The sequence below is a fragment of the Kitasatospora sp. NPDC056138 genome (assembly GCF_042264695.1).
In the GTDB taxonomy this organism is placed as follows: Bacteria; Actinomycetota; Actinomycetes; order Streptomycetales; family Streptomycetaceae; genus Kitasatospora.
Genome location: NZ_JBHJVK010000043.1, coordinates 59,617 through 78,091, shown reverse-complemented (window position 1 = coordinate 78,091; position 18,475 = coordinate 59,617). Strand labels below are relative to the sequence as shown.

At 74.1% G+C, this 18,475-nt stretch carries 14 protein-coding genes; 4 read left to right on the top strand and 10 right to left on the bottom strand.

Annotation, left to right across the window (positions count from 1 at the left end):
- Positions 1–52 precede the first annotated feature (52 nt).
- From ACFC1R_RS24595 to ACFC1R_RS24580, 4 genes are all read right to left on the bottom strand, one after another.
- The gene (locus ACFC1R_RS24595) at positions 53–850 is read right to left on the bottom strand and encodes an SGNH/GDSL hydrolase family protein (protein WP_375941985.1); all 798 of its coding nucleotides are present in this window, start codon (positions 848–850) and stop codon (positions 53–55) included.
- A 274-nt stretch (positions 851–1,124) separates the two neighbouring features.
- Positions 1,125–1,472 (bottom strand): glyoxalase, encoded by a 348-nt coding sequence (locus tag ACFC1R_RS24590; protein WP_375941983.1) that lies wholly within the window; start codon positions 1,470–1,472, stop codon positions 1,125–1,127.
- A gap of 53 nt (positions 1,473–1,525) precedes the next feature.
- Positions 1,526–2,125, bottom strand: coding sequence for a hypothetical protein (locus tag ACFC1R_RS24585; RefSeq protein WP_375941981.1), 600 nt, complete (start codon positions 2,123–2,125; stop codon positions 1,526–1,528).
- A 272-nt stretch (positions 2,126–2,397) separates the two neighbouring features.
- The gene (locus ACFC1R_RS24580) at positions 2,398–3,447 is read right to left on the bottom strand and encodes a hypothetical protein (RefSeq protein ID WP_375941979.1); all 1,050 of its coding nucleotides are present in this window, start codon (positions 3,445–3,447) and stop codon (positions 2,398–2,400) included.
- A 599-nt stretch (positions 3,448–4,046) separates the two neighbouring features.
- Here ACFC1R_RS24580 and ACFC1R_RS24575 point away from each other — a divergent pair.
- Together ACFC1R_RS24575 and ACFC1R_RS24570 are read left to right on the top strand one after the other, a co-directional pair.
- Positions 4,047–5,213, top strand: a complete 1,167-nt coding sequence (locus ACFC1R_RS24575; protein WP_375941977.1) for an exonuclease SbcCD subunit D — start codon at positions 4,047–4,049, stop codon at positions 5,211–5,213.
- Positions 5,210–8,437, top strand: coding sequence for an AAA family ATPase (locus ACFC1R_RS24570; RefSeq protein ID WP_375941975.1), 3,228 nt, complete (start codon positions 5,210–5,212; stop codon positions 8,435–8,437). Before ACFC1R_RS24575 ends, ACFC1R_RS24570 begins: the two co-directional genes overlap by 4 nt.
- Positions 8,438–8,494: 57 nt before the next feature.
- Here ACFC1R_RS24570 and ACFC1R_RS24565 read toward each other — a convergent pair whose 3' ends face one another.
- The 4 genes from ACFC1R_RS24565 to ACFC1R_RS24550 all read right to left on the bottom strand — a co-directional run bounded on the left by ACFC1R_RS24565 (position 8,495) and on the right by ACFC1R_RS24550 (position 11,131).
- Positions 8,495–8,710, bottom strand: coding sequence for a hypothetical protein (locus ACFC1R_RS24565; RefSeq protein WP_375941973.1), 216 nt, complete (start codon positions 8,708–8,710; stop codon positions 8,495–8,497).
- Positions 8,711–8,868: 158 nt separating this feature from the next.
- The gene (locus ACFC1R_RS24560; RefSeq protein WP_045298259.1) at positions 8,869–9,291 is read right to left on the bottom strand and encodes a YjbQ family protein; all 423 of its coding nucleotides are present in this window, start codon (positions 9,289–9,291) and stop codon (positions 8,869–8,871) included.
- 395 nt (positions 9,292–9,686) lie between these two features.
- The gene (locus ACFC1R_RS24555) at positions 9,687–9,953 is read right to left on the bottom strand and encodes a hypothetical protein (RefSeq protein WP_375941971.1); all 267 of its coding nucleotides are present in this window, start codon (positions 9,951–9,953) and stop codon (positions 9,687–9,689) included.
- Positions 9,954–10,213: 260 nt separating this feature from the next.
- Entirely contained in the window at positions 10,214–11,131 is a 918-nt protein-coding gene (locus ACFC1R_RS24550) for a hypothetical protein (protein WP_375941969.1), read from the bottom strand.
- A gap of 649 nt (positions 11,132–11,780) precedes the next feature.
- Between ACFC1R_RS24550 and ACFC1R_RS24545 the strand changes: the two genes are divergently transcribed.
- Together ACFC1R_RS24545 and ACFC1R_RS24540 are read left to right on the top strand one after the other, a co-directional pair.
- Positions 11,781–14,114, top strand: a complete 2,334-nt coding sequence (locus tag ACFC1R_RS24545) for a CDP-glycerol glycerophosphotransferase family protein (protein ID WP_375941967.1) — start codon at positions 11,781–11,783, stop codon at positions 14,112–14,114.
- Positions 14,115–14,463: 349 nt separating this feature from the next.
- A complete protein-coding gene (locus ACFC1R_RS24540) occupies positions 14,464–15,135 on the top strand; it encodes a 1-acyl-sn-glycerol-3-phosphate acyltransferase (RefSeq protein ID WP_052681298.1) in 672 nt (223 codons plus the stop codon).
- Here the strand turns inward: ACFC1R_RS24540 and ACFC1R_RS24535 are convergent.
- Together ACFC1R_RS24535 and ACFC1R_RS24530 are read right to left on the bottom strand one after the other, a co-directional pair.
- Positions 15,108–17,075: an ABC transporter ATP-binding protein gene (locus ACFC1R_RS24535; RefSeq protein WP_375941965.1), complete on the bottom strand. Its 1,968-nt coding sequence runs from the start codon at positions 17,073–17,075 to the stop codon at positions 15,108–15,110. The genes ACFC1R_RS24540 and ACFC1R_RS24535 overlap by 28 nt on opposite strands.
- A gap of 285 nt (positions 17,076–17,360) precedes the next feature.
- On the bottom strand, positions 17,361–18,134 hold the full coding sequence (locus ACFC1R_RS24530; RefSeq protein WP_375941963.1) for an SDR family NAD(P)-dependent oxidoreductase: 774 nt from the start codon (positions 18,132–18,134) through the stop codon (positions 17,361–17,363).
- Positions 18,135–18,475 lie beyond the last annotated feature (341 nt).

The window sequence follows — 18,475 nt, the reverse complement described above, 5'->3', positions numbered from 1 at the left end:
CCGCCCCCCGGGTCGGGGGCGGAGCGCGGCCGCCGTCCGTTCACACCGCCCGTCAGACCCCGGCGGAGAACGCGGGCAGGTAGCCCCCGGCCTGGCCGGCGGCCTTGGGGTGGTAGCTCTCGTCGATCGGGAGCGTGGTGCTGTTGAGCCACACCGTGCCACTGGCGCAGATCTCGTGACCGGTGAACAGACCGCGGACGTCCTCGTAGGTGAAGCCCGCGTTGGCGGCTCTCTTGGCGATGACGTCGTCGAGCACGTCCGCCGCGCTGTTGATGGCGGCGCGCTTGGTGTCGCCGATGCCGAATATGCAGTTTCCGCTGATCTTGTAGAGGTGGGGGTAGCCGAGCACCACCACATGGGCGTTGGGCGCCTTGCCGTGGATCGTCGAGTAGACCTGGTCGAGCAGCCCCGGCAGGGTGTCGGTCGCGTACGACTTCGCCGTCGCCACCGCGTCCAGGCAGTCGCTGTCGCTGCTCAGCACGCAGGTCTGCATCGTGCTGGAGAAGCCCGCGTCGTTGCCGCCGATGGTGATGCTGACCAACGTGGTGGCGGAGTTGAGACCGGAGAGCTGGCTGTTCAGCACGTCCCCGGTCCGCGCGCCGGAACAGGCCGCGAAGGTGAACGAGGACGTCGAGTGGGCGTTCTTCCACAGGTACGGGTAGGCGTTGGTGCTGCGCTTGCAGCTGCCACTCTCACTGGTGTAGCTGCCTGCGCCGACGCCGGAGGAGTACGAGTCCCCCAGTGCGACGTAGTTGACGGTTGCGGCGTGGGCGGCGGTCGCACCGACCAGAGTGGTCAGCGCGAGGAAGCCGGCCAGAGCGGCTGCGGACACGGCACGAGCAGGGCGCATTGAGCACCTCCACAAAGGTGACGGGGGTCACATTTGTGATACCAGGCAGTAGCTACCTCGAACAGTGCTCATGCCAGAATTGTTGGTTGCCAGAACCCTTGTGACATCGTCAGATGAACGGGACGTCAACTTTCCCGGTCCGCACCGGCCCTTCCCTCCGGCTTCCCGGCTTCCCGGCTTCCCGGCTTCCCGGCTTCCCGGCTTCCCGGCTTCCCGGCTTCCCGGCTCTCCGGGCACCGATACGGGTTCCCGGCGCTTCCCTGGCGCCAGTGGCTCAGCTCCCGCAGACCACTTCCAGCTCGAAGCCCTGAGCATCGATCAGGTGCACGGCCTCGCCGGTGTCCACGCGCACCTGCCAGCCGGCTCCGAGCGCCGCCGCCACCGCGTCCCGCGAACCGTGCACCGCCAGGTGGTTCAGCCCGGCGCGCAGCCGCTGATGACCCCCCGGCAGCAGCGCCGGCGACTGCTCCAGCACCACATAGCTGTCGCCGAGCCGCCAGCTGCGCCCGTGCTCCCAGTGCTGGAACGGCTCACAGCCGAGCGCCAGCAGCACCGGCCCCCACTGCCGTTCGGCCAGGCCGAGGTCGTCCACCCAGAGTTCCACGTGATGGATCAGCCCCACGTCGCACACCCTCTTCCTGGCCCCACCCCGCCCCGCCCCTGCACCCCCTCGGCTCAGCGCGGGAAGAGCGAACCGGAGGACGGGAGTTCCTCGATCGTCTCGTTCGCGGCGGCCGGCACTCCCAGCTCGACCACGGCGGTCGCCACCGCCGCGTGCGCCTGCCGCAGCCCGGCCTCGCCCCAGCCGAGCAGTTCGACCGCCAGGCCGGGCGCCACCAGCAGCCGCCGGTAGTGCCGGCCGGAGGCCGGGTCGGGCGCGGTCGGCCCGACGGCGTGGAGGGCCGCAGCCATCCTGACCCGGGCGCACTCGTGGCCGCCGTTGGCCGAACCGACCCGATCGTAGAGGTAGCCGAGGTAGTGCGGCGGACCGATCACCGCCTGCGCCTCCTCGCCCGCCTCGCGCGCCAGCGCGACACCCGGGTCCCCGTCGTCCTCGGGCTCCAGCGAACCGCCCGGCAGGCTAACCACACCGTCCCTCGGGTTCACCAGCATCAGCACCCGCCCGTCCGGGACGAAGAGCCAACCCCAGGACTGCTTCACCGGAAGGCCGCCGGGCACCGCCTCGCCCGGCCGCCACGGCCAACCCGCGTCGGGACGGCGCCGGACCCGGCCCAACAGCTCGGCAATCTCCGCGCTGTACTCGATACGGCTCACTCGTCCCCCCTCCGGTGGTCGTGCCCGCGTGCCGTGCGGGGCGTGGTCGGTTCGGGTCGGGGGACGACCGGGCAGGGCGGTGCCGCGGCGCGCTCCGACCTGTTGATCTTCCCCGAACATGCGGTCGATGAACAGTCCTGACCGCCGCACGGGGCATACCGCACAGCCCTGCGGAAGCGGACGACGGAGGACGAACCGGGAGTCGACAGCAGGCGAACCCCGGCCCAACCGCACCACTCCCCCGGCCGCCACCCCGCACGGTCCGTCCGCCATCAGCGCCCGGCCCCACCCGCCTCCCCGGCGGCCGGACCGCCCTGCTCGCCGTGGGCCGGACCGTGCTGCTCTCCACCCGTGTCCACCGGCGACTCCGGCTCCTCCGGCCCCCTCCGCTCGACCCGCCCCTTCGGTCCCTTCCGCTCGTCCGGCTCGCCCGGCTGCGCCGGTGGACGGGCCGCCCTCGCCGCCCCCGGGAACGGCAACGGGAACCCCGCGCAGGCCACCAACCGCTCCGGCGAGCCCTCCGGCTCCACGGCCAGCAGCGTGGCCGCGGTCTCCAGCGCCGACATCGGCCGCAGCCAGCCGTCCACCAGCACCCAGCCCAGCACCTGGCGCTCGCCCTGCGCGTGCCGCCCCGACGCGTCCCGCTCGCCGCCCGGCCCGACCCGGCGGTACAGCAGCAGCTCTCCGGCCGCGTAGCCGGCGACCGCCGCCGCGAGCGTGACGCAGAGCGCCTCCACCTCCCGCCCGGAGGCCGTGAACGCCCCGGACGCCGCGTCCAGCTCGGCCTGCGCCGCCAGCTGCTGCCCGTCCATCAGGCCGACCGAGCGCAGCGTGAGCAGGTGACGCCCCTCCCCCGCGCCGGCGCCGAGCCCCAGGTAGACCTCGGACACGTACTGGAGGACGGCGGCGAGCCGCTCCTCGGGGTGGTCCTCCCAGCCGACGGCCACCAGCAGCGCGGAGCAGCCGACGGAGATCCGCACCCGGGCCAGGTGGTCCACCAGCAGGGCCGGGAGCAGCTCGGCCAGGCACTCGCCCCGGTAGACGAACGGCTCGCCCGCCAGCTCCGGGTCGGCCGCGTACGCGACCCTGGCCACCGGGTCGTCCGGGGCCAGCAGGTGCTGCTCGCAGAAGTCGGTGTAGTCGACGGGCTCCAGCACCCGCAGGTGCACGTCCACGCCCTCGCTCCGCAGGGCGCGCAGCTGGCTCTCGGTGCGGCGCAGGTAGTGCCCGTAGTCGACCCCGGCGAACAGGCCGTGCCCGCGCAGCCTGACGAAGTCGGCCGGGTCCGCGGCCACCGCGAGCGCCACCGGTTGCCGCAGCACCCCTCCTGCCCCTCGCGGGCGCCGCCCCCGCCCTCGACCGCCCCTGGACGCCCCGCCCTTCCCCCCGGCCCGGCCCCCGGCGGCGCGACTCCCCTCCTCCGGCCTCCCCGGATCCGGCCCCCTGGATTCCGGTCCCCTCGGCCCGGAGCTCCCCCTCAACCTCGACGGCCTCGACTTCGACGGCCTGTTCGTGGACGACATGGACCCTCCCTCGGAACGACTGCCGGACCACCCACCGACGGCGGGCCACCGACACCGGCGACCATACAGAGCGTCACTGACAATCCACTCTCCGCATCGATCCGGGGTCGGGCGCCCGAGCTGTCGGTGGCGTGCCGAGGCTCCACCGCTCCAGGCGCCGGGAGGTCTCTGCAGTGTTCCGAGCCGCCCCCGCGACGCCTTCGCCGCCCCGTCCCGTCGGGGTCGAGACCACTGCGGTCAGCTGCGTCCCGATGCGGGTGAGGGGCCGAGGAGTACGCCGAACGGGGCGCGTTGTCAGAGGCAGCTGTGATACTCGGTACTGGCCAGTTCCACCCCTGCTGGCCGTGCGCCGACCCGGAGGGACCAGAAGTGGCGAACATGCAGGTGAGGGCGGTCCGGTGAGACTGCTGCACACCTCCGACTGGCATCTGGGCCGCTCGTTCCACCGGGAGAGCCTGCACGACGCCCAGCGCGCGTTCCTCGACCACCTGGTGGCGGTGGTGCGGGAGCACCGGGTCGAGGCGGTGCTGGTCGCGGGCGACGTGTACGACCGGGCGCTGCCGGGGCTGGGGGCGGTGGCGCTCTTCGACGACGTCCTGCACCGGCTGGCCGACCTCGGTGTGCCGACGGTCTTCATCAGCGGCAACCACGACTCGGCGCGCAGGCTCGGGGTGGGCGCCGGTCTGATCGGGAGGGCCGGTGTCCATCTGCGCACCGATCCGGACGGCTGCGCCGACCCCGTGCTGCTGGCCGACGAGCACGGTCCCGTGGCCGTCTACGGGCTGCCGTACCTGGAGCCGGCGCTCACCCGCGAGCGGTTCGGGCTGGCGGGCGGCGGGCACGCCGAGGTGCTGCGCGCGGCGATGACGCGGGTCAGGGCCGATCTGGCGGAGCGTCCTGCGGGGACGAGGGCGGTGGTGCTGGCGCACGCCTTCGTGACGGGCGGCGAGCCGAGCGACAGCGAGCGGGACATCACGGTCGGCGGCGTGGCGAGCGTCCCGGCCTCGGTGTTCGACGGTGTGCACTACGCGGCGCTGGGTCATCTGCACGGCTGCCAGACCCTCGCCCCGCACCTGCGCTACAGCGGCTCCCCGCTGGCCTACTCGTTCTCCGAGGTGCACCACCGCAAGACCATGTGGCTGGTCGATCTCGCCGCCGACGGTTCGGTGGCGGCCGAGCGGCTCGACTGCCCGCAGCCGCGGCCGCTGGCCCGGCTCCGCGGGCGGCTGGCCGAGCTGCTGGCCGACCCCGAACTCGCGGTCCACGAGGAGTCCTGGGTCCAGGCCACGCTCACCGATCCGCTCCGCCCGGCCAACCCGATGGAGGAGCTGCGCGGGCGCTTCCCGCACACCCTGCAACTGCTCTTCGAGCCCGAGCCCACCCCCGGCGAGCGGCACGTCTCGTACGCGGACCGGGTCAGCGGCCGCGCGGACCTGGAGATCGCCGAGGGCTTCGTCCGGCACGTCCGCGGCGGCGAGGTGGACGAGCTGGAGCAGGGCTGGCTGCAGGAGGCCTTCGAGGCCGTCCGCCTGGCCACCGAGCACGAGCAGGAGCCGCCCCGATGAGACTGCACCAGCTGACGGTCACGGCCTTCGGCCCGTTCGCCGGGACGGAGCGGGTGGACTTCGACCACCTCGCCTCGGGCGGCCTCTTCCTGCTGCGCGGCGCCACCGGGGCCGGTAAGAGCAGCGTGCTGGACGCCGTCTGCTTCGCGCTGTACGGCGAGGTGCCCGGCGCCCGCCGGGGCAATCCGCTGCGCAGCGACCACGCCCAGCCGCTGCTGCCCACCGAGGTCCGCCTGGAGCTGACCCTCGGCGGGCGCCGCCTGGAGATCACCCGCAGCCCCGAACAGCGCCGCCCCAAGCGCCGGGGCACCGGCACCACGGTCGAGAAGCCGCAGACCCTGCTGCGCGAGTGGTCCGCCGACCTCGGCGACGGGACGCCGGGCTGGCAGGCCGTGAGCAGGTCGCACCAGGAGGCCGGGGAGGAGATCCGGCGGCTGGTCGGGATGAGCCGCGAGCAGTTCTGCCAGGTGGTGCTGCTCCCCCAGGGGGACTTCGCCCGCTTCCTGCGGGCCGATGCCGCGGACCGCGCGGCGCTGCTGCGCCAGCTCTTCGACACCGGCCGGTTCGACCTGGTCGAACGGTGGCTCGGCGAGCAGCGGCGCAGGCACGAGGCGGCGGTCCAGGGCGGGCGCCTGCGGCTGCGCGACCTCGTGGGCCGGACGCAGCAGGCGGCCGGTCCGGGTGCCGAGCCGCCGGAGGGCTGGGTGCCGGCCGAGGACGCCGTGGGCACGGCCTCCGCCGCCGGGTCCGCGGGGCAGACGGCGGGGGTGCTCGGCTGGGCGGCGATCCTGCGCAGCGGTGCCGCCGAGCAGCTGGCCGTGGCGCGCTCCGCCGCGGCCCAGTCCGAGTCTGCCCATGCGGCGGCCCAGCGGGAGCGGCAGTGGGCGGCCGAGCTGGCCGACCGCCAGCGCCGCCACCGGGCGGCCGCGCTGGAGGCGTCCCGGCTCCGCGACTCGGCCGACCGCCTGGCCCGCGACGAGCGGAGGCTGGCCGCCGCGCAGGCCGCCCTGGGCGTGGAGTCCGTGCTTCGCCTGCGCGACAGCGCGGCCGCCGCGCTCCAGGCCGCGCGGCAGACCGAGCGTGACCGCAGAGCCGCCCTGGCGCGGCTCCGCACCCCCTGGGCCGCCCCGGCTGCCGAGCGGCAGGGTGCGGCCCCGGACGGCAGCCGACAGGGTTGCGCCCCGGACGACTCGCCCCGGTCCCGTGCGCTGCCGGCGGGCGATGTGCGCTTCCCCGACGCCCCGGCCGTCCCGGCCGACGGCGGTCCCGGCTCCGCCACCGCCGGCCTGCGGCCGGACGCCGAAGCTGGTGAGGCCGAACTGACCGAGGCCGAAAGGCTGTTGCAGGCGCAGCTCGGGCTGTTGGAGGCGGCCCGGGCCGACGAGCGGCGGCAGGCCGGGCTGAGCCGCGAGCACCACCGGCTCACCGCCGACCGGGAGCGGGCGGACGAACTCGCCGAGGACGCCCGGGACTGGCTGCGGGACTTCGACGACCGGCTCGCCGCCCTCCAGGAGGAGCGGGAGGCCACCCGCGCCGCCGGGGCCAGGGTCGAGCAACTGGACGCCCGCTGTGCCGACCTGGAGAGCCGCCTGGCGGCCGCCGCCCGGCGGGACGAACTGCGCGGCAGGATCGCCGGTGCGGAGACCGAGCTGTCCGCGCTGCGCGCCGCGGCACAGGACGCCCGCGAGCACGGTCTGGACCTTCGGGAGCGCCGGCTCACCGGCATGGCGGCCGAGCTGGCGGGCCAACTGCACGAGGGCACGGCCTGCCGGGTCTGCGGGTCCGAGGTGCACCCCGCCCCCGCGCAGCCGTCGGCCGCGCAGGTGAGCGCTGCGGACGAGGAGGCTGCCCGGCTCGCACAGACCCGGGCCGAGCGGGCGCTGTCGGTGGCCGATGCGGCCCTGACGGCGCTGCGGGTCGACGAGGCGGAGGCGTCCGGTGCCGCCGGTGCGCAGCAGGTCGGCGAGGTCCGGGCTGCACTGGCGGAGGCCGAGCAGGATCGCCGCGCGGCCGTGCGGGCGGCCGAGGGCCTCGGGGCCGTGGAGCAGCGGATCGGCCTGCTGACGGGCGAGCAGGCCCGGCAGCAGGCCCAGCTGCGGCAGGCGGGTGAGGACGGCGCGGCCCTCGCCGGGCAGCTGAAGAAGCTCGCCGAGGAGCAGCTGGAGCTGGCCCAGCGGGTCCGCGCCGCACGGGCCGACGCACCGTCGGTCGCCGCCCGGGCCGCCGCGCTCTCGGCGACGGCGGAGGCCGTGGTCGACACGCTGGCCGCCGTCCGGAGCTCGGTCGCGGCGGCGGCCCGGCTGGAGGAGGCCGAGCAGGAGCTGGACCGAACCAGCCTGGCAGCGGGTTTCACCGCCCCCGAGGCGGCACGGGCCGCCATGCTGCCCGCCGCCGAGCGGAGCGCCCTGAAGTCGCACCTGGACGGGCAGCGCGCGGCGCTGGACGCGGTGGAACGCCGGCTGGCCGACCCCGAGCTGGTCGCGGCGGCGGCACGTCCCGCAGTCGACCAGGGTGCTGCCGAGGCGCGGCTCCAGTCGGCCACGGCCCGGCTCAGGTCGGCCTCGGCCGCCGAGAGCGCGGCTGCGGAGCGGTGCGCGGCGCTGGCCCGGCTCGGCCGTGAGCTGACGGAGCTGGCCGAGGGTCTCGCCCCGGCACTGGAGCTGCACGGGCGGATCAGCCGGCTGGCCGGGCTCGCCGCCGGCACGTCGTCGGAGAACACCCTGCGGATGCGCCTGGAGGCGTACGTCCTGGCGGCCCGGCTGGAGCAGGTGGCGCAGCGGGCGAGCGATCGGCTGGTGCGGATGTCCGGCGGCCGGTACACGCTCGTCCACAGCGACGACCGGGTGGCGGGCAACCGGCGGTCCGGTCTGGCCCTGCGGGTGGTGGACGCCTGGACGGGCATCGCCCGGGACACCGCGACGCTCTCCGGCGGGGAGAGCTTCTTCGCCTCGCTCGCCCTGGCGCTCGGTCTGGCCGACGTGGTGACCGACGAGGCGGGCGGTATGCCGCTGGACACGCTCTTCATCGACGAGGGCTTCGGCAGCCTGGACGAGCACTCGCTCGAGGAGGTGATGGACGTCCTGGACGGTCTGCGTGAACGGGACCGTGCGGTCGGCATCGTGAGCCATGTCGCCGATCTGCGGTCCCGGATCCCCAGTCAGCTCCTGGTCCGCAAGGGCCGCCACGGCTCCAGCCTGCACCTGGCCGCCCGCACGGACGGGTAGCGGCGGGCGCACCCGGTCGGGGGCGGCTCCGCGTCCGGCCGCCCGGCCCGAGCGGGCTCAGCCCGAGCAGGCGATGCGCTGGGCCTGCTGCCAGGTGCAGACCGGGCACAGGGTGATCCCGGGGTGGTCCGAGGGCAGTTCGGTCGGGTCGCCGCACTGGACGCAGTCGGCGCGCGGCCCGGTGAGCGCCGGGTCGTGGGTGAGCGCCCGGACGGCGTCGCCGTCCGGGGCGAGGGCGCACTGCTGGGGCGCGTCCTTGGTGTCGTCCGTCATGCCGCCTTCCTACCCCCTGCGCCCGTCCTCCGGCAAACATCCCCCCGCCCTCCGGCCAACGGTGGCCCGGGGGCGGAGGGCGGCCGAGCGGCGGGACCGCAGCCGTGCGTCCTCCCCCGGGGGCGGGGCCCTGCCGAGCCGGGCCCCCGGGGAGTCGGCTAACCGAGGAAGGACAGCCGGACCGTACGACGCGGGTTGTCCCGGTTGGTGTCGACCAGGACGATCGACTGCCAGACGCCCAGGGCGAGTTGGCCGCCGATGACCGGCAGGGTGGCATGCGGCGCGACCAGCCCGGGGAGGACGTGGTCACGGCCGTGGCCCGGGCTGCCGTGGCGATGGCGCCAACGGCTGTCGGAGGGAAGCAGATCACGCAGGGCCGCGAGCAGGTCCTCGTCGCTTCCGGCACCGGTTTCGATCACCGCGACTCCGGCGGTGGCGTGCGGGACGAAGACGTTCAGCAGTCCGTCCCGCCCGGGGGCGGTCGTGTCCAGGAAGGCCGCGCAGCGGTCGGTGATGTCCAGGGCGACCTCAGCGGTGCCGGTGGTGATCTCGAAGGTGATGGAGTGGAAGTTGTCCGCCATGGGGCCATCCTTGCCCACCCCGCGCCGCCGTGGACGACAGGGCTCGCCGTACGTCAGGTCGGGGCCGGCGGGCGACCGTACCGCGACGGCCCCGAGGAGTCCGGGGCCGACCGGCAGTTGAGGACGGGTGACGGCGGAGGGCCCCCGACCGGAGGCCGGCGGGGCCGCGGCGGTTGACCGGCGGAGCTGCGGTGGTCGAGGAGAAGCCGTCCGGGCGGCAGCCGTCGGCACGCGAGGCCGCCCCCGTCCGCCGGTCGCTCCAGGGGCCGAGGGGCTTGACCGGCCTGGGAGTTGGCCTCGGGCCGCTGCGGCGGAACCGCGTCCGGACAGCACGAGGACCCGACAGACCATCCGGTCCGTCGGGTCGACCGGGACCCGCAGAGCGGGCCCGGGTCTCAGCCCCGGCTGCCGAACAGGCTCCGCTTCAGCCTGCGGAGCGGAGCCAGCAGCAGCACCCGTGTGGTGCGGCGCCGCGAGGCCAGGCCGACCGCGCCGCGCGGCGTCAGCTCTCTTATCAGACCCAGCGCCTCCGCCGTGTCCACCGCAGAGAGCGCCGGAGCCCCCAGCACCGACAGGTGGCGGTCGATCCGGCGGCCGGTCGCACCGACACCGCACTGGATCGCCGGCACCCGGGGCCGACTCCGTACTTGCATCTGTTCCATCTGATTCCCACCCCTACGAGGCGCCAGGGCCGTGGCGAAGACTATCCGTGAGAGACGGCCTTCGCGCAACCGTCCTGGTGTTCTGCCACCGTATCGTGCGCAGCGAACTGACGCTTCACCAGGTACCCGTGGCCTCGGTCACGACTGCGCATCAACCTGACGGACCGCCGGAGGGAATGCCACCAGGTCAACCCGTCGATCGCCGGCCGGCCCCGGCACGGCGGCGATTCGAGGTGAAGGCAGAACCCCCGGCGTGCAGGTCAGCCGAGCTGCGCCGGGCGCACCACCGGCCCTCCGCCCGGCCCGCTGCCGGGCCTTGGCGGGTCGAGCAGTCCGGAGACGCCGACACCGCAGAGGCCGAGTCCGGTGAAGGCGACCAGGGCGAGGACGACCAGCCAGGATCCCGGCGAGGCCCAGCGCACCAGGTGGGCGTAGCGGAGCAGGCCGACCAGCCCGAGCACCCCGGTGCCGACCAGGGCCGCCATCCCGTTGCGCACCCGGCGCAGCTCCGCCTCGCACAGGCCGAGCAGCAGGGCCGTCCCGAAGGCGAGGCACCACGCGCCGATCACCCGCACGTCGAGGGCGCTGACCTGCCAGGGCCAGTGCCTGGTGAGAACGTCAGGCACGGTGTAGAGGAGGAGGCCGGTGGCGGTGACGGCCAGCCCGTTGCCGACGACCGGCCCGGCGACCCACCAGGGCAGCCGGGGCGGCCGGGGCTCGGCCCGCCCGCTCCGTGCCCGCCAGCGCGCGTTCCGGCGCCACTGCGCGCCGAGCGCGATCAGCCCGACGACCGGCGCGGCGGTGTGCACGCCGAGCCAGACCCAGGCGGAGAGGACGGCGACGACACTGCCCCTGGTCAGCTGGAGCGTGCCGCGCCCGAGCAGGCAGGCGCCGAGCATCAGCAGCATGAGGAGCGAACTGGCCGCCACGGCCACCCGTACCCGCACCCACTGTTCGGTGCACAGGGCCATGGCGAGCATCACGCCGCTGCCGCCGTACGCGGCGCCGAGCAGGGTCGCGGTGACGGGCGACATCCGCCAGGCGAACAGGTCCCCGGTGCCGCCGCTGAACAGGGTGAGGCCGAGGAAGACGTACCCGGCGCCCACGAGCAGCGGCGCCAGCAGCAGCGCCTGCAGCACTCCGCTGACTGCCGGGCTCGGGTTCGGCTGCGGGCTCACGGGCGGCTCCCGGGGACAGGAGGAGACGGCGGGAAGGGCAGGGCGGGAGCAGGACGGCAGGCAGGGGCGACGGCGGGAGGCCGGGCAGGACCCGGGGGCGCCGACGGCACCCTTGTGAGACTTCCCGTCAATATAGGAGTCGATCCCAAGCGCGGCAATGGCTCGCGCAATGGTTCAGGAAATGAACACATCCGGGGGATTGACGCCCTCGCTCCTTACAAGCAGTATCTCTAGCAACGCGGACATCCGGACCACACTTCCGGCGTCCCCCGGTCGGATGAATTCGTCCCGACCCAGCAGAGTTCGACAGATGAAGAACTTCCGACACCAGTCGTGAGTCACTGCCCGGCCGCCTCAACGCTGCGGCGGCCCGGCTACGGGTGGTGTAGGGACCGGCGGCCGACCGTTGAGGGTCGGTCGGGCCGCCACCGGACTGCCGGTGCCGCCGCTCGAACGGCGCGGCACCGGCGGTCGCTTTTTTCGCCGGAACCGAGCCGGCATTGCGCCGCGATTGCGCCTCTGCGCCACTTTTCCGTTGCCTGTGCGTCACCGAATACCCACTGTGCGTGCATCACAGCTCACTACAGTGAAGCGAGCGGTACCGAGCGGCCTACCGACAGCCCAGCGCCCATAGCGGAGTGAATCCAGCGTGAGTCCCCTCCTGAGCATCGTGCTGCCAGTCCACGGGGTGGAGCCCTTCCTCCCCCGCTGCCTCGACTCGCTCGGCATGGGGGCCGCCAGAGCGGCCACCGACGGCCCCGCCCCGGACCCCGGGGCCGGGGCGGCCGCCCCGGAGATCGGCACCGAGGTCGAGGTGATCGCGGTGGACGACCGCTCCCCCGACCGCTGCGGCGCGATCCTGGACGAGTACGCGGCCCGCGACCCCCGCCTTCAAGTCCTGCACCTGGCCGAGAACCAGGGCCTCGGCGGTGCCCGGACGGCAGGTCTGGCCCAGGCGCGCGGCCGGTACGTCTGGTTCGTGGACAGCGACGACTGGCTGCCCGACGGCGCGCTGGCCGCGGTCGTCGCCGAGCTGCGCCGCGAGCGCGACAGCGACCGGCCGGTGGACGTGCTGCTGACCGACTTCACCCACGTCTACCCCGACGGCGCCACCGAGCCCAACCCGTGGCGCCACCTGCTGACCGGCTCCCCGCTCGCCGAGGGCTGCACCGCGCGCGAGCAGCCGGGTCTGCTGCAGACCGTGATGGCGGTCTGGAACAAGGTCTTCCGCCGGGAGTTCCTGGTCGACCTGGACGTCTCCTTCGGACGCGGCTACTACGAGGACATCTCCGTCACCTACCCGGCGGTGGTCGCCGCCCGCCGCCTGCGCTACCTCGACCGGCCCTGCTACACCTACCGGCGCGGCCGCCCCGGCGCGATCACCAACACCGCCTCGCCCAAGCACGCGGACGCCTTCGCCCAGTACGATGCGATCTTCGCCTTCCTCGACCGCCGGGGGATCGGCACCACCGGCCAGGACGCCCTGCGCAACCTGGTCTTCGACCGCACCGTGAAGCAGGCCCTGACCATCTACGACACCCCGGGGCTGGTCCCGACCGGACTGCGCGGCGACTTCTTCCACCGGATCGGCCGGCACTTCGACCGCCACCGCCCGTCCGGCTACCGCTACCCCGCCGGGCTGCGCGGCATCCAGTACCGGCTGGTGGCCACCGGCTCCCGGCGCACGTACGGCGAACTGCGGCGCACCAAGCGGATTCCGCGCTCCCTGCGCCGCCGGGCCAGGGCGGTGGCGCCGACCGTCCGCAAGGGGGTGCGCAGCGGCGCCAGGTCCGCGGCGTACAACACCCTCCGGCGGCTTCCGCTGGACGAGAACCTCGCCGTCTACGCCGCGTACTGGCACCGGGGTTACGCCTGCAATCCGGCCGCCATCTACGAGAAGGCCCGGGAGCTGGCGCCGCAGGTGCGCGGGGTCTGGGTGGTGGAGACCAGGGCGCAGGCGGCCGGGCTGCCCGCCGGGGTGCCGTACGTCGTGGTGAACACCCCGGCCTATCTGCGGGCGATGGCGACCGCCAAGTACTTCGTCAACAACGTCAACTTCCCGCACACCATGGCCAAGCGGCCGGGCACGGTGCACGTGCAGACCCAGCACGGCACCCCGCTCAAGAGCATGGGCATGGATCTGCGGCGGTACCCGGTCGCGGCCGACGGCATGGACTTCGACCGGCTGCGCGAGGCGGTGGACCGCTGGGACTTCCTGGTCTCGCCCAACCCGCACACCAGCGACCACTTCAGCCGCGCCTTCCCCGGCCGGTACGAACTGCTGGAGACCGGCTACCCGCGCAACGACCGGCTCGCCGAAGCGACGGCCGCCGGGGTGGCGGCGGTGCGCAGGTGCCTCGGTCTGGCAGAGGGCCAGCGGGTGGTGCTGTACGCGCCGACGCACCGTGAGGGCCAGGGCGGTTACGTACCGCTGCTGGACGTCGGCGAGCTGGCCGAGCGGCTCGGCCCCGGGTACACGCTGCTGGTCCGCACCCACTACTTCCACACCGGCGGCGCCGGGGAGCCGGCGGCCGGGGCCGGGGCCGCACGGATCGTGGACGTCTCGGCGCACCCGGCCGTCGAGGAGCTCTGCCTGGCCGCCGACGCGCTGGTCACCGACTACTCCTCGTTGATGTTCGACTATGCGGTGCTGGACCGTCCGATGGTGGTCTTCGCGCCGGACTGGGCCGAGTACTGCCGGGTGCGGGGCGTCTACTTCGACCTGCTCGCCACGCCGCCGGGCGCCGTCGCCACCGAGACCTCCGAGGTCGCCGACGCACTGCTGGCCGGCGATCCGCAGCCGGGCGCCCGGGCGGCCTTCCGCGAACGGTTCTGCCCCTGGGACGACGGACGGGCCGCCGAGCGCGTGGTCCGCCGGATCTTCCCGGTCACGGTGCCGGCCGAGGGGAGTCCGGCGCACTCGAAGGCGCGGGACACCGCGTGGAGCGGAGGACAGCAGGCCGCACTGGCCTCCGGTGGCTGACTGAGTGGCGGAATGGCCGGGCGGCCGGGTGACTGGGCGACCGGGTGGCAGCAGCAGCCGGACCGGTCGGGGGGATCCCCGGCCTGATCGCCGGTCTGAGCTCTGCGCCGCCCTCGGCTCTGACGGCTCGACTCACCCGGCGGGCCTCCGGGCTCGGGCGGACGGGGTGTCGACGCGGCGTCACTCCGCCGATCATCGGTTTCGCGTACAACCATACGCAGTCCGTGACGAGGATCGCAGGGGTCCGCGGACCGGTTCAGTGGACGCCCGACGGGGTTCATGACGTAATCTGCGGTCTGACCTCGGCCCAGTCACGAGTCCGGGGATGTCGGTCGGCCAGGGAGGGCCCATGCTCAACCTCATCACCAAGCTCGTGCTCAAGCCCGTGGCGAAGGCGCTCTACCGCCCCGTCATCGAGGGGCTGGAGCACGTGCCGCGCAAGGGTGGGGTGATCCTGGCCAGCAACCACCTGTCCTTCATCGACAGCGTGGTCATCCCGTTGACCGCACCGCGTCAGGTGTACTTCCTGGCCAAGGCCGAGTACTTCACCGGCACCGGCCTCAAGGGCGCGATCTCCCGCAGCTTCTTCACCAGCGTCATCAACGCGGTGCCCGTCGAGCGCGGCACCTACCGCTCGGCGGCGGCCTCGCTGGAGCAGGCGCTGGACATCCTGCAGCAGGGCAAGGCCTTCGGCATCTACCCCGAGGGCACCCGCTCGCTGGACGGCCGCCTCTACCGGGGCAAGACCGGTGTCGCCTGGCTGGCGCTGACGGCGGGTGTGCCCGTCGTACCGGTGGCGCTGGAGGGCCCGGCGGACATCCTGCCGGTCGGCAAGCGGATCCCCCGGCTGCGCAAGGTGACGGTCCGTTTCGGCGAGCCGCTGGACTTCTCCGAGCTGCACGGCCAGGCCCGTAGCGCCAAGGCCCGCCGCCAGGTCACCGACGAGGTGATGGCGGCGATCCACGAGCTCTCCGGGCAGGAGCTGGCCGAGACCTACAACGAGCGGCCGATCGCCGCCTGACCGTTCAGCGGCCAGCCCTGCACCGGCCGGCCGTTCAGCGTCGCCCCGCCGGCCACCGGGTGAGCGTCCCGTGCGGACCCGTTCACCGTCCGGACGTCCACCGGGGCATCGTTCGCCTGCGCACCGCCCGACTGCTGACCGCCCGTCGGCTGCTCCCGGCGCAGCAGGGCCGCGTAGCGTCCGCCCAGCGCGAGCAGTTGCTCGTGGGTGCCCAGCTCGGCGATCCGGCCGTGGTCGAGGACGGCGATCTGGTCGGCGTGGCGGACGGTGGAGAGCCGGTGCGCGATGGTGACGGTGGTCCGGCCGACGGCGAGCGCGTCGATGGCCTGCTGGACGGCGCGCTCGGTCCGGTTGTCCAGTGCGCTGGTGGCCTCGTCGAGGATCAGGACGGGCGGGTTGCGCAGGATGGTCCTGGCGATGGCCAGCCGCTGCTTCTCGCCGCCGGAGAAGCGGTACCCGCGCTCGCCGACCACGGTGTCGTAGCCCTCGGGGAGGTCAGCGATCATGTGGTGGATCTGGGCCGCCTCGGCGGCGGCGACCAGCTCGGCGTCGGTGGCGTCCGGCTTGGCGAAGCGCAGGTTGTCGGCGACCGAGGCATGGAAGAGGTAGGTCTCCTGGGACACCACGCCGATGGCGTCGGCCAGGGTCTCGAAGGAGAGTTCGCGGACGTCGGTGCCGTCCAGGGTGACCCGGCCGCCGGTGACGTCGTAGAGCCTGGGCACCAGGTAGCTGAGCGAGGTCTTGCCGGAGCCGGTCTCGCCGACCACCGCGAGTGAGCTGCCCGCGGGCACCTTGAGGTCGATGCCGGTCAGGGTGGGCTGCGGCTGCTCGGGGTGGTAGCGGAACTCGACGTTCTCGAAACCGACGTCACCGCGCACCCGGCCGAGCCGGACGGGACGGGCCGGCTCCTGGATCTCCACCGGCAGATCGAGGTACTCGAAGATCCGCTGGAACAGCGCCAGCGAGGTCTGGACGTCCACACCGGTCGACAGCAGGCTCACGGTCGGCCGGAACAGGCCCTGCTGGAGCGAGACGAAGGCCACCAGGGTGCCGACCGAGACGATCGGCACCCCGCTCGCGCCGGCCAGCCCGGCGGCCCAGTAGATCACGGCCGGCATCGCGGCCATCACGATCCCGATGGTGGACATCCGCCAGCGCCCGGCCATGCTGGAGCGCACCTCCAGCTGGGCCAGCTCGGCGGACTGGTCGGTGAACTCCCGGGAGAGCGAGTCGGAGCGGCCCATGGTGCGGCCGAGCAGCACTCCGCTCACCGAGAGCGACTCCTGGACAGCCGAGCTCAGCACGGCGAGCTGCTTCTGCCGCTCGCCGGTGATCCGCTTGCGCTCCTTGCCGACCCGGCGGCTGATCCAGACGAACAGGGGCAGCAGGAGCAGCGAGACGACGGTCAGCCGCCAGTCCAGGGCCACCATGGCGACCACGCTGGCGATCACGGCCGTCAGGTTGGAGACCAGCGAGGTGGCGGTGGAGGTGACCGTGGACTGCATCCCGCCGATGTCGTTGGCGATCCGGGACTGCACCTCTCCGGTGCGGGTCCGGGTGAAGAAGGCCAGCGACATCCGCTGGAGGTGGCCGTAGACGGCGGTCCGCAGGTCGTGCATCACGTGCTGGCCGACGGTGGTGGAGATCAGCGTCTGCAGGACGTTGAAGATGCTGTTGACCACGGCCGCCGCGATCATGCCGAGCACCAGGAGGCTCAGCAGCCCGGTGCGGCCCTGCGGGATGGCGGTGTCGAGCACCGCGCGGAGCAGGAACGGCGTCGCCACCGAGACCACGGCAGAGGCCGCGACCAGCAGGCCGACGACGGTCAGGCGGCCCGCGTAGGGGCGGAAGAGGGCGAGGATCCGGCGCACCTGGGCCGGCGGGCCGGGTTCGCCCTCGGCGCGCGGCGGTGGGGTCCAGTCGAGTCTGTCGGGCTTCAAGGGCTACCTCCGGGCAGGGCGGACGCGGGCATGCTGCCAGCATACAGAGAGGGACTCATAGTTAGGCAAGCTAATAATGAGGTAGCTCCTATTCCCTCCTGCCGACGGCCCGCCCTGCCCCCACCCGAGGCCCGGGGCCGTCCGGCCGATCCTGCAGGGGCGTGGGCCCGAGGGGGCGCGGGAGCTGCGCGAAACGGCAGCACCCCAGGGGCACGGTGCCCACCGGGATGCCTCCGGCCCGCGCACTTCCCCGCACCACCGGCAGGATCGGCCGGCCTGCCGGGCCTAGTTGGGCCCGTAGCTGCGGGCCGCCTTGGAGGAGACACCGCCGAGCGAGCCCGCGGGCAGCACCCGGCCGAGCGCCACGGCCGCCTTGTAGCGCTTGCTCGGCACCGAGAGCGTCCGGCCGCGCGCGAGGTCGCGCAGCGCCTCGTCCACCACGCGGTCGGCGGAGAGCCAGGCCCAGGAGGGGATGTTCGAGGTGCCCATGCCCGCGCGCTCGTGGAACTCGGTCCGGGTGAAGCCGGGGCAGAGTGCGAGCAGGCGCACTCCGGTGCCGCCGAGGTCGCGGGCGATCCCCTGGGTGAAGCTGACCATCCACGCCTTGCTGGCGCCGTAGGTGCCGCGCGGCACGAAGGCCGCGACCGAGGCCACGTTGACGATCCCGCCGAAGCCGCGCTCCCGCATGCCCGGAACGGCCGCCATGGTCAGCCGCAGCACCGCCTCGATGTGCACCTTGACCATGTCCAGCTCCGCCTGGAGCGGAACGGAGAGGAACCTCCCCTTGTTGCCGAACCCGGCGTTGTTGATCAGGATGCCGACCGGCCGCTCGGCGTCGCGCAGCCGCTCCTCGACCGCGGCGATGCCCTCCTCCGTGGCCAGGTCCGCGGTCAGGGTCTCCACCTGGACGCCGTAGCGCTTGCCGAGCTCGGCGGCGGTGGCCTCCAGCCGTTCGGCGTTGCGGGCGACCAGGACCAGGTCGCGGCCGTCCTTGGCGAGGCGGCGGGCGAAGGCCGCGCCGATGCCGGCGGTGGCGCCGGTGATGAGGGCAGTCGTCATGTGCAGACCGTACTCGGTGGTAAGCACCCCGCGACACTTCGACAGGAACGGCCCCGCCCGGTCGCCGACCGCGCGCGACGCGCAGCCGCGCGCGAACGTGTCCGTCCGGGCGGATCCCCGGGCTCCGGGCGTGCTCCCCGCGGGCGGTGGCACCGGCACCCGGCAGGCCGACGGCGGCCGCCGGACGCCGACCTGACCGACCGTCACCGAACGTCGGCCTGAGCGCCGTCGCCGGATGCGGCCGCGGGGGGGGGGCGGGGGGGCTCCCCGCGCCCCGCCCCCCGCGGGGCGCCGGGGCGGCGGGCGGGCCCCGAACGCCCCCGGCGGGGCGCGGTGCGGCG

Excerpts from the sequence above, each read along its gene's own strand:
- ACFC1R_RS24565 (WP_375941973.1), bottom strand. The coding sequence starts at position 8,710 with ATGACGGACGACACCAAGGACGCGCCCCAGCAGTGCGCCCTCGCCCCG.
- ACFC1R_RS24540 (WP_052681298.1), top strand. The coding sequence starts at position 14,464 with ATGCTCAACCTCATCACCAAGCTCGTGCTCAAGCCCGTGGCGAAGGCG.
- ACFC1R_RS24570 (WP_375941975.1), top strand. The coding sequence starts at position 5,210 with ATGAGACTGCACCAGCTGACGGTCACGGCCTTCGGCCCGTTCGCCGGG.
- ACFC1R_RS24530 (WP_375941963.1), bottom strand. The coding sequence starts at position 18,134 with ATGACGACTGCCCTCATCACCGGCGCCACCGCCGGCATCGGCGCGGCC.
- ACFC1R_RS24595 (WP_375941985.1), bottom strand. The coding sequence starts at position 850 with ATGCGCCCTGCTCGTGCCGTGTCCGCAGCCGCTCTGGCCGGCTTCCTC.
- ACFC1R_RS24560 (WP_045298259.1), bottom strand. The coding sequence starts at position 9,291 with ATGGCGGACAACTTCCACTCCATCACCTTCGAGATCACCACCGGCACC.
- ACFC1R_RS24555 (WP_375941971.1), bottom strand. The coding sequence starts at position 9,953 with ATGGAACAGATGCAAGTACGGAGTCGGCCCCGGGTGCCGGCGATCCAG.